Here is a 12921-nt window from a genome sequence, read left to right on the forward strand (position 1 = left end):
GCCGCCGAGCGGCAGACCGCGGCGGCTGCGCGGGCCGCGGAAGCGGAGGAGCAGCGGAGGCTGCTGCAGGAGCTCGCTGAGCAGGAGCGGGACGGAGAGCGGCGTACGCTGGAGTGGGCGGAACGTTTGATGGCTTTACATAACGATGCGGCAGCAGGCGAGCGCCGTATGGCCTTGCTGGAACAAGCCGCCGCACGGGAAGGCGAACGCGTGCGGGCTCGCTTGAAGGCGGCGGAAGCGGAGGCGATGGCAGCGGCGCTTGCGGCGCATCTGCACGACGGCGGTGCTTGTCCGGTGTGCGGTTCGACCGAGCACCCGAACCCGGCCTCCCATCGCCCGGAGGGCGGTGACGGGACGGCTGCTGCGACTGACGGAGGCGAGGTGTCGCCGGAAGCGCTTGAGGCGTGCCGGCAGGAGCTGCGCGAAGGCCGGTTTCATGCGCGACGACTGCTGGATAAGCTGGAATCGCTGGAGAAGCAATGGGCGCAGCAAGCCGTAGCGGACGGCGTCCCGGCAGCCGAAACGCCGGCGTCGATCCTGAAGCTGCGCGAGGCGGGGCAGGCACGGTTGGAAGCCGCCGCCGCGGTAGCGGAGGAGGCGGAAGTCCGGACAACGGCCGCGTTCGAGCAAGCGCTCGCCGCCCATTCGGATGTAACGCAGGGGCTCGAACGGGAAATCGAGGCGCTGGAACGCAGCTGGCAAACGCTGCTTCAAGACCGGCGGCAATCGGCCAAGCGCCGACAAGAGCTTGAAGCGCGGCTGCAAAGCGTCCAGAGCCTCGTAGACGCCGAGTCGCGCAAAGCGCAGGAATGGACGGATACGCGAAGCCGGCTGCGCGATCAATGGCAAGCCTCTTACGCCGAATGGGAGCCGGAGCAGCTGCCTGAGTTAGCCGGGCAGCTCGAACGCTCGGATGCGGCAGCGGAAGAAATCCGGCAGCGGCTGGCGAAAAGCGTTACGTTCCTCGAGGAACAGCAAGTCCGGCTGGAGCAGCTGCACAAGGAGCTGGCCGACGCCGAGAAACTGGCGGTGAGGACGGCGGCCGAGCAGGAAGCGCTGCAGCGCCAAATCGGCCAGCGGCAGGAACGGCTCTTTGCGCTCGTCGGCGACGGCGACGCGAACAAGCTGACCCTTGAAGCGAATGGCGCGCTGTCGAAGCTGCGAGCCGATGCGGCGACGGCGGCGTCGCTGCGCGATCAAGCGCAGGCCGCGCATCAGTCGGCGGCTTCGCAAGCGGCGGCAGCTGTGCAAGCCGAGCAGTCGGCGGCTGCGCTGGAGCGCGAGACCCAGAGCGAGTGGGAGCAGCAGTCGCTCGCCGCCGGTTTCGCCTCTGCGGCCGAAGTGGAGGACGCGCTGATCGCCGAGGCGCAGCGCGGCGAATGGGCGGCCGAGGTGGAGGCGCACGGCAAGCAGGAGCATCAGCTGGCGGTCCGCCGCCAAGAGCTGGAACAAGCGCTCGCCGGCCGTCACGTCTCGGATGAAGCTTGGGACGCGTTGGAGCAGGAACTGGCGCTTTGCAAAGCCGAGGATGAAGCGGCGCTGCAGACGAGCGCCAAAGCGGAACGTGATTGCGAAGACGTACGGGCGAAGCACGGGCGTTGGCTGGAGCTGGAGCAGAAGCGCGCTGCGCTGCAGGCGGAGCTGACGCTGCTTGGCAAGCTGCAAAGCGTGCTGCGCGGCAATGCCTTCGTCGAATTTTTGGCCGAGGAGCAGCTGATGCATGTCAGCCGGGCGGCTTCGGAGCGGTTAGGTCAGTTGACCCGCCGCAAATACGCCATCGAGGTCGATTCGGGCGGCGGCTTCGTCATCCGCGACGACGCGAACGGCGGTACCAGACGCCCGGTCACGACATTGTCGGGGGGCGAAACGTTCCTGACATCGCTGTCGTTGGCGCTCGCCCTCTCCACCCAAATTCAATTGAAGGGCGAATATCCGCTTGAATTCTTTTTCTTGGATGAAGGCTTCGGGACGCTGGACCCGGAACTGCTCGATGCGGTGGTTACCGCATTAGAGAAATTGCATCTGGATAACTTAACGGTCGGCGTCATCAGTCACGTGCCGGAATTAAGAGCCCGGCTGCCGCGCCGGCTGGTCGTCCAGCCTGCAGAACCGGGGGGCCGTGGAAGCCGTGTGACGCTGGAAACGATGTAGGTGTCGGCACGGCGCTTCATCACGCATAAACATACCCGGCCGTGCATAGGTAGAGATATCCATATGGACACGTTATCGGCGTGACATGCTTTCGGCGGCCGGCGGCATGTCACGAGCACAAGGGGGAACGAACGATGGACCGATCAACAGATCAGCCTATGCGAATCAGGAAGCGGGATCAAGCAACATATCGCATGGGGGCAGTCCGGCGAACCGCCGCCAATTTTACGAAATTAGCGCTGTCCGCCTTGCTTGGTATCGGCCTGTTGGTAACCGGATCCGCGCCGGCCTACGCCGATGCGATTTGGGACCGCTGGAAAGCGGCGGATGCCGCCGTTTCGTCCGGTAACCCGGCAGCGGCTGTGCCGCATTGGGAGTTTTTGGCAGACCATTATGTGTCCGCCGGGGACTGGGAAAGCGCAGCGTTGTTCAGCGGCAAGCTGAACCAATATTTTGACGGAATCGGCGATTATGAGAAAGCCATCGCTTACTATGAACGCGAGAACGAGTATTGGCTGAAGGACGGCAAAGACTGGGGCGCGGTCGACCTGCAGCGTGCGGAGCAAATCCGGACGACCGTCGAAGCGTACATATCCACGGCCGACACCGAAGCGCTTCGGCAGCGGGCGCTGCCTGCGAGCGGCAAACTGTCCAAGTTCGAGCCCGAATACGGCATGTATATCGGAATGTACACGGAGCGCGACCCGAAGATGCTGAACTACTACGACCGCTCGGAGTCGTTCTACGGCAAGAAGCATGCGTTATATTTGGCGTATACGCAGGTCGGCAAGCCGTTCCCGAAGCAGTACGCCCATCGTGCGAAGCAGGCCGGTGCCGGACTGCAAATCGCCTGGGAGCCGATGAACGGGCTGGACGCGGTGACCGACGAGGTCGTGCGGGCTTGGGCGCGGGAAGCGAAAGCGGCGGGCATTCCGATTTTTCTCCGTTACGCCAGCGAGATGAACGGCAACTGGGTGCCCTGGCACGGCGATCCGGATACATATATCCGCAATTTCCGGATGGTTCACGACATCATGGAGCAGGAAGCGCCGAACGTGGCGATGGTTTGGAGCCCCGGCGACGTGCCGATGTATTCGATGGATGCGTATTACCCCGGCGACGATTATGTCGATTGGGTAGGGGTCAGCTTGTACAGCGAGCCGTACGAGAACGGCGATCCGAAGCAAGGCAATATGCAGGCGACAAGCCCGGTCGAACGGCTCGATTACTTGTACCGCACATACGCCGAGCGCAAGCCGCTCATGATCAGCGAAACGGCGGTGAGCCATTACGCGAATATTCCGCAAGAGTCTTTCACCGAATATGGCACGCTGAACTTGCAGCGGTTGTACGGGATTATGCCGTATAAGTATCCGAGACTGAAGGCGATCACCTACTTCAACGTCAACCTGGAGATGAAGGAAAGCAAGAACAATTACTTATTGCGCGACAACGACGCCATGTACAGCTTGTACAGGAAGCTGATCGAGCCGCCGTTTTACTTAACGAACATCGAAAACGCGGCAAAACCGCCCGAGCCATCCGGTCAAGTGCCTTTGACCGCTGGCGTCGCGATTTATAAGAGGGCTTTGATTACCCCGTTCGTCAAAATTCCGGATATTTATATCGGTAAAATCGAGTATGCCGTGAACGGCCGGCTCGTACAAACCCAAACCTCCCCGCCTTACGGCATCGAGCTGAAGGCGGGAGATGTGCCGGAAGGCTCTGTGCTGGAGCTCGGGATCTACAATCATGCCGGCAAGAAGGCGGCGACCCGGTCGTTTCCGATCACGTCCGGAATCTCGGTGTCGATCGACGGGAAGGACGTCGACTTCGAGCAGCCCCCCGTCATTCGCGAGGGCAATACGCTTGCGCCGGTTCGCGCCATCTTCGAAGCAATGGGCGCAAAAGTCGACTGGAACGCCGCTGCGAAGACGGCAACGGCGACCAAAGGCGGCACGACCGTCTCGATCGCCATTGGCAGCGGAGAAGCCTACAAGAACGGAAAGCCCGTTAAGCTTGAGATGCCGGCGCAGCTTGTGAACGGAGCCACGTTGGTTCCTGCGCGCTTCGTCGGCGAGGCGTTCGGAGGCGTTGTCGGGTGGGACGGCGAAACAAGGACGGTAACGATCCGGATGGACGGTAAATCGGCAGCCGCCTTCCCCGGCGAAGCGGTGAAAGTAACAGCGGCGTCAGCCGTGTCTACGTTGACGCCGAGTGCTTCGGAACGATCGGCGAACGGCGCGCCGTCCCGAACGGCTGTCTGGTTCGGCTGGTTCAAAGATCAGCTTGGCCGGCTTGCCGACCTGTGGGGCCGTCTGGTTTAAGTACCGGTAAGTCTTTGCCCAAGGCTTCCCCGGCCGGAATCCATCCGGCCAAGGGGAAGCCCGTTTTTCTTTACTCCCACGCTGCTATTCCGAATTGTGCCTCTCTATTGATTTGCGCCGTCCGATACATCGATTAAACGGAAAAAGACTGCTCGCCGGGAGAATCATCTCTCCCGGAAAGCAGTCTTTGTTTCGTTATACCGTCACCGCGGCCAGCTCGTCGATAATGGCTTTGGCCGCTTGTCTCGCGGTGGAGAAGGCGCGCTCGGCCAGCTCCCCTTTTCCTTGACAGCCGTCTCCGCAGAAATGGAACGGAACGCTTTCTAGCCGTGTCGGCAGCAGCCGGTTGCCGGCGATGTTCTTCACGCTGGCAACCATCGCCTTCTTGGAGACGCGCTTGACCTCTGTCGCCTCGCGCCAACCGGGATAATACCGGTCGAACAACGCTTCCATCTGCTGCGTCTTTTTGTCCAAATACGCTTTGCGCTCCGTTTCGTCGGCGAAGGCGTCGTTCAAGTAGGCGATTCCCTGAAGCAGTTGGCCGCCTTCGGGAACGAGCGTATGGTCGGTCGCGGACACGTCGCTGATGAACAGCTTGTTGTCCATGTCGCTGATATAGCTGAACGGACGGGCGACCACTTCCTTCAACCCGACATCGTACACCATTACTTCGGTAGCCGTATTGTTCTCGTACGGCGCCAGGAAGGGCTCCCATGGCGTCCCTTTAAGCAGCTTGCACACCTGCTGGACCGGCATGGCAAATATAATGCGGTCGAACGCCACCTCGCGGTTTTTTGTTTTCAGAATAAACTGCTGGTCGGCATACCGGATGCTCTCGACTCCTTCCTGCAGCGAAATGTCCCAGCGGCGGGACACTTCGATCTTCTGCTTCAGCTGGTTGGTGATGACGGCCCAGCTGCCGAGCACGTAGTTCACCGGCCGGGTGGAGAGGAACAGGTTGTGATAATAGTCGCTAATGACCGGCCCGGGCACCTTGCGGGCCTCTTCCGGCGTAATAAAGAAGTTGGAGCAGACGAGGTGCTCCCACAGCTCCTTGACATCTTCGTCTGCATCCGATTCGGCCAAATAATCGCCCAAGGTCGGGTAGTTCCGCACATTGTGAATATTGGCGATGATCGCCGATATTTCCCCGACGAAACGCACCTTCTGCATCGGGTTCAACAGCTCCGTCCGCAGCAAATTGACGAAGTCGAGCGGAGCGGGGGTCAACTGTCCGTTCTTGGCGTACATGACGTGCCGTTTATCGACCTGCTTGGAGCTGAACGATAAGCCGAGCTCGCGCTCCATCACGCTCAATTTGTGCCGATCGATGCCGTAAATGGCATGTGCGCCGTAGTTCAAAGTAAATCCCGCTTTCTCATAAGTAAAAGCCCGCCCCCCGAGCTGCGGGCTGCGCTCGAACAACACGCCTCGAATTCCGGCTTGCTCCGATAAATAAGCGGCCGCGGTTAATCCCGCCAGTCCGCCTCCGATAATCGCCACTTGCATATGAAATTCTCCTTTCGGTTCCTCTTCCAGCGTCGCGGTTCGTTCTTCCGCCGTATGCCGTATGCCTTCCCAAACCCAGATCAGCTGCGACCGCATGGCGGCTGGCAAATCGCTGCCGTCGTCCCGCGAACACCACAGCAGCAGCGTGCCGAAGAAGGCGGATACGAGAGCGTTCGTTTTGCCGGGCTCCGGAAGCCAGCGCAGCAGGCTCTGGTACAGCGTCTGCTGCAGCTCCTCCATGGCCGATTTTAGACTGTCGTTCTGGAGCGAGAGCGCGATCCAGCTTCGCAGCAAACGCGCAGACGGGGCGACCTGCTCGGCAAGCTCGAGCAGCAGCCGGTTAATATGGTGCTCCAGGGACGGAACTTGAGTCGGTTTCCGTTCCGACCAAGCTTGTATAATCGTGATTAGTTTGCGCGGCAAGTCCAACAATATTTCGTCTTTGCCTTTGAAATAATGGTAGAACGTTCCCTTCGACGTGCGAGTCGCTGCAATAATATCGTCGACGGACACCTGCTCGTATCCGCGTTCGATAAACAGCCGAATGGCGACCTCAAGCAGATGCTCCCGCTTTTTACGTGTGGCCGCGCGCATGAATCGGCTCATGTACAGGCCTCCTTTGTATTGGACTTGGTTTCAGGAGAAAGGTTATACCGTTATTATATGACAACTTCGCCAAAGTTCCTATACATTTTTAGACTCTGAGTCTAATTTTATGTTCGGACACGCCAACAGCTTGAGAAGCGCGATGCAGCCGTATTTCGGGAAGCTGGAGCAACGGCTTGCAGGACCGAGCGGGACCGTGCTGCAGGAAAGTCGTTATTCTTCCATGCATGGATGGGCAAGGGAGTATCGCGGGTCTGCCGGCGTTACGGCGAGCGGTTGGATTTTTCTTCAAAAATTCGATATGATAGAAGCGATATAAAGTGGATAGGACGGGGGTGTAGGTCATTGGATTGTATTTTTTGCAAAATCGTAGAAGGAACGCTGCCTTCGAAGAAAGTTTATGAGGACGAGCGCGTGCTCGCGTTTCATGACATTAAACCGGAAGCGCCGGTGCATCTGTTGATCATTCCCAAGAAGCATATTCCGACGATGAACGACGCGGCGGCGGAGGATTTGCCGCTGATCGCCGATATGCATCGCGCGGCCCAGCAAATCGCCAAGGAGCAAGGCGTAGCCGAGACCGGCTACCGGCTGATTAACAACTGCAACCCGGACAGCGGGCAGCTCGTCTACCACATTCATTATCACTTGCTGGCAGGCGAAAAGCTGGGGCCATTAAACGGAAAATAAAGCGTGTTTTCTTTGCTCGCAAGACTTTCCGTATATAGGTTGACACCTGTATATTTTTTGGCCTATAATGAAATTTGATGAATGTCTTTTTTCGTCTTGGACGGTCTGTTCGGAGGGAGGGAAAACTGGTGTCAGAAACTCGAGTTCGCAAGAACGAAACGATAGATGCTGCACTTCGCCGCTTTAAGCGTTCCATCGCTAAAGATGGCGTGTTGGCGGAGGTCAAGAAACGTAAGCATTATGAGAAGCCTAGCGTTAAGCGCAAGAAGAAGTCTGAGGCTGCTCGCAAGAGAAAGTTCTAGGGGGCTTAATCGATGAGCTTAAGCGACAGATTGAACGAAGACATGAAGCTCGCGATGAAGAGTCAAGACAAGTTTAAACTCTCCGTAATCCGTATGGTTCGTGCCGCTATCAAGAACATTGAGATAGATCAGCGTAAAACCTTAGAGGAACAAGAAGTTCTTGACGTTTTGAATCGCGAAGTCAAACAGCGCAAAGATTCCCTCCAAGAATTTGAGAAGGCCGGTCGTCAAGATTTGGCCGAAAACCTTCGTGCTGAGATTGCCATATTGATGGAATACATGCCGCAACAGCTTTCCGATGAAGAAGTAAAAGCCATTGTACAGCAGACCATCCAAGAAGTGGGGGCTTCTTCAAAAGCGGATATGGGTAAAGTCATGGGCGCGTTGATGCCGAAGGTGAAAGGACGAGCTGACGGTAAAGTCGTCAATCAGTTCGTTCAACAATTATTAAACTAACGACCCGGAGAAACACTCCAGTATTGGAGTGTTTCTTTTTTTTAACCTGAAAGGGTATCTTCGAACGAATAATGCGTATCGGACGAATCAAATGCCGAACATTTGCGTATTACTTTCCGATAGGGCATATTTCATCCTGATCGAAGGAGGCTAGCCTATGTACGCAGCAGCCGATAAAACCCGCGAACCGTGCTTCATCCGCAGGTTGATCCTATGGCTTGCGCTTGTGGCAGGCGTCGCGTTCGTATGCTTGCTGCCGGGTGCGCACGCCGCGTCCGTACCGCAAGCTCCGTCCGCACCGCCGCTTGCCGCCCCGGTTGTCGTCATTCCGGTGGATCGGACGATCGAAAGCGGGCTTGAACGGTTTATGCAAAGAGCGTTTGCCGAGGCGCAAGAGCTTGGCGCCATGCACATCATTCTGGACATCGATACGCTCGGAGGAAGCGTGGAATCGGCCGAGCATATCGGGCAGCTCGTGAAAGAAAGTCCGATACCGACAATCGCTTACGTGCGGGGGAAAGCGATTTCGGCCGGCGCGTATATCGCATTGAATGCGAACCGCATCGCCATGGAGCCCGGCAGTTCCATGGGAGCGGCCGCCGTAGTGGACGGGACCGGCAGCGAGATCGAGAACGTGAAGGTCGTCTCGTATTGGTCGGGGCAGATGAAGGCCGCCGCGGAGCTGCGCGGCCGCAATACGCAAGTCGCCGAGGCGATGGTGGATAAACAGGTCGGGCTTTCGCTGCCGGAGCTTGGACGCGAAGTACCGAAAGGGCAAATTTTGACGCTTACGGCGGGAGAGGCCGTGAAGGTCGGTTATGCCGAGACGATGGCCGCCGACGTGCAGGAAGTGGTGCGCTTTATCGGCGGCGCGGATCATCCGCTCGTCACGATTGAAGCAAGCGCTGCGGAGCAGGTGGCGCGTTTTGTGACGCTCCCCTGGGTGTCCGTGCTGCTGTTGTTGATCGGCATCGCCGGGATCGCCATCGAAATGCTTGTAGCAGGCTTCGGCATCGCAGGCGTGCTGGGTATTTTAGGGTTTGGACTTTACTTTTTCGGGCATTATATCGCTGGATTTGCGGGGGTGGAAGACGTGGCGCTGTTTATTGCCGGCATATTCCTGCTTATACTGGAAATTTTCGTGTCCAGCTTCGGCATTCTCGGCTTCCTTGGAGCGGTTTGTCTATTCAGCGGCGTCGTGCTGTCGGCCTATAACATGAAGCTGGCGGCGCTGAATCTGGGCATCGCGTTCCTCGGGGCCGTCGTCGTTGTAGCGATTGTCGTGAAAATCTTCCAGCACCGCGGCGTTTGGAACCGGTTCATCTTGCGCGATAAGCTGACGACCGAAGAAGGCTACGTTTCCGTCGTTACCCGGCGCGAGCTGGTCGGCAAGACCGGCACGTCGGTTACGCCGCTTCGGCCTGCGGGGACGGCCGTCTTCGATGAAGAGCGGCTCGACGTCGTCGCCGATGGTGAATTTATACCCGCCAACCGGACGGTGACGATTACGTTCGTCGAAGGATCGCGTATCGTTGTGAAGGAAGTAAAACAATAAGGAGGCGTTGTGTTTCATGGATACGAGTTTGATTTCGGTTTTATTTTTAGCGGTTGTGGTCATTATTGCGCTGTCGGTGTTTTTCACGTTTGTGCCGGTCATGTTGTGGATTTCCGCGTTGGCGTCCGGAGTGAGGATCGGCATTATCACGCTGGTCGCGATGCGCCTGCGCCGCGTCTTACCAAGCCGCATCGTCAATCCGATGATCAAAGCGACGAAGGCGGGAATAGAGTTGACGATCAACCAGCTGGAAAGTCACTTTCTGGCGGGCGGTAACGTCGATCGCGTCGTCAATGCGCTGATTGCCGCACACCGCGCGAACATTCATCTTGAGTTCGAACGCGCGGCGGCGATTGATCTGGCCGGACGGGACGTGCTGCAGGCCGTGCAAATGAGCGTCAATCCGCGCGTTATCGAGACGCCTACCGTATCGGCCGTGTCGAAGGACGGGATTGAAGTAAAGGTTATCGCCAGAGTGACGGTACGCGCCAATATCGAGCGGTTAGTCGGGGGCGCCGGGGAAGAGACGATCATCGCCCGTGTCGGCGAAGGCATTGTCACGACGGTCGGCTCCAGCGGCTCGCATAAGGACGTGCTGGAAAATCCCGACTTGATTTCACGCACCGTGCTTGGCAAAGGATTGGACGCCGGTACGGCATTCGAGATTTTATCCATTGATATTGCGGACGTCGACGTGGGCAAAAATATCGGCGCCAACCTTCAAACGGAGCAAGCGGAAGCCGACAAGCGCATCGCCCAAGCGAAGGCGGAGGAGCGGCGCGCGATGGCTGTCGCGCAGGAGCAGGAAATGAAAGCGAAGGTCGTCGAGATGAAGGCCAAGGTGGTCGAAGCCGAATCCGAAGTGCCGCTTGCGATGGCCGAAGCGCTTCGCGAAGGCAAGCTTGGCGTCATGGATTATATGAACTTGAAAAATATCGATGCGGATACGCAAATGCGCTCCAGTCTCGGCAAAATGAACAACAACCCCGGCCAACAGGGCGAGGACGCGTGAAGCGGGAGCGACGTGCGGTAAAGGCGGTGAATAACCCGTGAACATCATCAATTTTTTATTGGAAAATTGGATCGTTGTGGCGATTGTTTTCTTCGTCTTCAGCTCGTTGTTCAAACAGATGAAGCAAGGAAACTCTGCTAAGCCGCAATCGCCCGGCAAGCCGGTTTCAAGCATGCCGCCCTTCGGGGGCGGAGGTTCCGGCTGGCCGAAAGGTTCGGACGCCCGGCCGATGCGCAAGGCGGCTCCTGGGCAGCCGCAGGCGGCTTCTGCGGAGCGTGCAGACACGCGCGGACACGCGAACAAGCCGCCCGTCATTCGCGAGTCTGCGGAGCGCCAGGCCGCAGCTGAAGACCCGTACGCGGCTCAGCGCGAGCGGCGGGAGCGCCCGCTAGCCGTGGGCCGCGGCTTGGGCGAACGCGTCACCGGCGGGGCGGGAGCCGCCGAGCCGGCTTCAGCGCCCGGTCCGCTGCGCCCGGAAGACGCGGCGCTCGGCGTCCTCTGGGCGGAAATTCTTGGCCCGCCGCGCGCTAAGCGTCCTTATCGGCGTTAGCGGAACCGGCTTACATCTAACCGCCGCAAGCGATGAAGGTTGTCCTTCATCGCTTGCGGCGGTTTTTGGCGTTGGCGCAGTTCAAGCCTCCTGCGCGAAACTGCGCATCCCCGGTTCCGCGGGCAGGCTTCCTAGCTATATTTCGGCCTGGATTTCGGCCGGGTCATTTACTCTTTTTCCCAGCCCGACGTCATAATTTCGATTCCCCGGCATATCGTGTAAATAGCCCGTGATCTTCCGCTATTTTGCAAAGCGCCCGCTACCGGAGGAGGTTAAGTATGCGCAGTCTGACTCACAAAATCAATCAATTTACGGCAAAACTGCTCGACCTGCCTCAGGACGTCGCTATGGACCTGCCCCGCATTACGATGATCGGGAATATGCAGCTTTATATCGAAAATCATCGGGGCGTCCTTCACTTCTCCAGCGATTCTTTGAAATTGGCCTTGGCGAAAGGAAAACTTGAAGTGGACGGCTCCGATCTGGTGATTCGCGCGATCCTGCCTGATGAAGTGATGATTGAAGGGAAAATCCGAGATATCAAATATATGTCCTAGAGCCGGAAAGGGGATGAGAGTCTTGAAAGCTTCGTTAATTTACCGTCTGCGCGGCTTTGTTCATCTGGAGGTCACCGGAGGCAAGCTGGAGCATTTGGTTAACCGCTTATCACAGAAAAGGATGTCCGTCTGGGACATCCGTTATTTGGACAAGGAGCGGATTTCGTTATATGTCACCGTGCCCGATTTTTTTCGGCTTCGTCCGCTCTTGAAAGAGACAGGCTCCCTGATTCGCATCAAGGAAAAACGCGGCTTTCCGTTTTGGCTGGACAAGCTCGAGAGGCGCAAATTTTTCGCCATCGGGCTGCTCGGCTTCGTCATCGGCATTTATTTGCTTTCCCAGCTCGTCTTGCAGGTTCGCGTGGAGGGCAACGAGACGATTCAAACCGAACAAATTTTGCAGGCGGCCAAGCAGCAGGGGGTGTACCGGCTGCAGTGGAAGTTTAAGCTGAAGGAGCCTTCCGAGCTGTCCCGGGCGATGCAGAGTCAGCTGCCGGCCGCAGCTTGGATCGGCGTTGAGGTGCGCGGTACGCATGTCGTGATCAAGGTCGTCGAAGCGACGATTCCGGAGAAGCCGCCGCTGATGAATCCGCGGCATCTGGTGGCCTCGAAGCATGCGCTTGTGACGGAGATTTTTGCTGAAAAGGGACGTCCCGCCGTTAAGCCGAATACGTATGTGCGCAAAGGAGACATCCTCATATCCGGCATGATCGGCGACGAGCTCCATCAGCAAACGGTCGTAGCTTCCGGCACCGTCAAAGGTGTGGTCTGGTACAAACCGACGGTCGAAGTGCCGCTCGTGCGTCAATATAAAGTTTACACGGGCGAAAGTAAACAACGCTCTTACTTGGTCCTCGGCAGCCGCGGGGTGCAGGTGTCCGGGTACGGTAAAGTGCCGTTCGGGCAGACGGAAACGATTCAGGAACGCAAAACGCTCAGTTGGCGCTCCTACACACTGCCGATCGGATGGCTCAGCGAGAAGGTGATGGAAGTGGAGCTTCAGGAGCAGCCGATCGATCCGAAGGAGGCGTCGAGCGTCGGATTGACGGAGGCGAAAGCACAAATATTGTCTGCTGCGGGCGGGGGCGCAAGGGTCGTTTCCGAAAAAATTTTGCATGAGAAGGCGGAGAATGGTAAAGTTTATATGGAAGTGCTTTTGGAAGTCGAGGAGTCAATTGCGGTTGAACAACCGATTGTGCCTTAATT

General features: G+C 57.9%; 12 protein-coding genes. 11 read left to right on the forward strand and 1 reads right to left on the reverse strand.

Going from position 1 to position 12921, the window contains the following annotated elements:
* Positions 1 to 246: 246 nt before the first annotated feature.
* Entirely contained in the window at positions 247 to 2151 is a 1905-nt protein-coding gene (locus JMF85_RS13480) for an SbcC/MukB-like Walker B domain-containing protein (RefSeq protein WP_201318393.1), read from the forward strand.
* A gap of 134 nt (positions 2152 to 2285) precedes the next feature.
* Positions 2286 to 4478: a stalk domain-containing protein gene (locus tag JMF85_RS13485; protein WP_236595854.1), complete on the forward strand. Its 2193-nt coding sequence runs from the start codon at positions 2286 to 2288 to the stop codon at positions 4476 to 4478.
* 195 nt (positions 4479 to 4673) lie between these two features.
* On the opposite strand, the gene JMF85_RS13490 is transcribed toward JMF85_RS13485, so the two are convergent.
* Complete coding sequence (locus JMF85_RS13490) at positions 4674 to 6593, reverse strand: FAD-dependent oxidoreductase (RefSeq protein ID WP_201318379.1); 1920 nt, start codon at positions 6591 to 6593, stop codon at positions 4674 to 4676.
* 109 nt (positions 6594 to 6702) lie between these two features.
* Between JMF85_RS13490 and JMF85_RS13495 the strand changes: the two genes are divergently transcribed.
* From JMF85_RS13495 to yqfD, 9 genes are all read left to right on the forward strand, one after another.
* Positions 6703 to 6912, forward strand: a complete 210-nt coding sequence (locus tag JMF85_RS13495; RefSeq protein WP_127610688.1) for a hypothetical protein — start codon at positions 6703 to 6705, stop codon at positions 6910 to 6912.
* A 26-nt stretch (positions 6913 to 6938) separates the two neighbouring features.
* Entirely contained in the window at positions 6939 to 7283 is a 345-nt protein-coding gene (locus JMF85_RS13500) for a histidine triad nucleotide-binding protein (RefSeq protein WP_054798584.1), read from the forward strand.
* A gap of 128 nt (positions 7284 to 7411) precedes the next feature.
* Entirely contained in the window at positions 7412 to 7585 is a 174-nt protein-coding gene (gene rpsU / locus JMF85_RS13505) for a 30S ribosomal protein S21 (RefSeq protein ID WP_010491812.1), read from the forward strand.
* A gap of 12 nt (positions 7586 to 7597) precedes the next feature.
* The gene (locus JMF85_RS13510; protein ID WP_201318380.1) at positions 7598 to 8041 is read left to right on the forward strand and encodes a GatB/YqeY domain-containing protein; all 444 of its coding nucleotides are present in this window, start codon (positions 7598 to 7600) and stop codon (positions 8039 to 8041) included.
* 157 nt (positions 8042 to 8198) lie between these two features.
* Positions 8199 to 9596 carry an NfeD family protein gene (locus JMF85_RS13515; RefSeq protein WP_201318381.1) on the forward strand — a complete coding sequence of 466 codons (1398 nt, stop codon included), beginning with the start codon at positions 8199 to 8201 and terminating at the stop codon, positions 9594 to 9596.
* Positions 9597 to 9612: 16 nt separating this feature from the next.
* The gene (gene floA / locus JMF85_RS13520; protein WP_127610808.1) at positions 9613 to 10608 is read left to right on the forward strand and encodes a flotillin-like protein FloA; all 996 of its coding nucleotides are present in this window, start codon (positions 9613 to 9615) and stop codon (positions 10606 to 10608) included.
* 37 nt (positions 10609 to 10645) lie between these two features.
* Complete coding sequence (locus JMF85_RS13525) at positions 10646 to 11158, forward strand: hypothetical protein (RefSeq protein WP_201318382.1); 513 nt, start codon at positions 10646 to 10648, stop codon at positions 11156 to 11158.
* Between the two features lie 278 nt (positions 11159 to 11436).
* The gene (gene yqfC / locus JMF85_RS13530) at positions 11437 to 11715 is read left to right on the forward strand and encodes a sporulation protein YqfC (protein ID WP_054797344.1); all 279 of its coding nucleotides are present in this window, start codon (positions 11437 to 11439) and stop codon (positions 11713 to 11715) included.
* 13 nt (positions 11716 to 11728) lie between these two features.
* Positions 11729 to 12919 carry a sporulation protein YqfD gene (yqfD, locus tag JMF85_RS13535; protein ID WP_306439325.1) on the forward strand — a complete coding sequence of 397 codons (1191 nt, stop codon included), beginning with the start codon at positions 11729 to 11731 and terminating at the stop codon, positions 12917 to 12919.
* Positions 12920 to 12921 lie beyond the last annotated feature (2 nt).

Source organism: Paenibacillus sp. EPM92, from assembly GCF_016586185.1.
Taxonomy (GTDB): Bacteria; Bacillota; Bacilli; order Paenibacillales; family NBRC-103111; genus Paenibacillus_G; species Paenibacillus_G validus.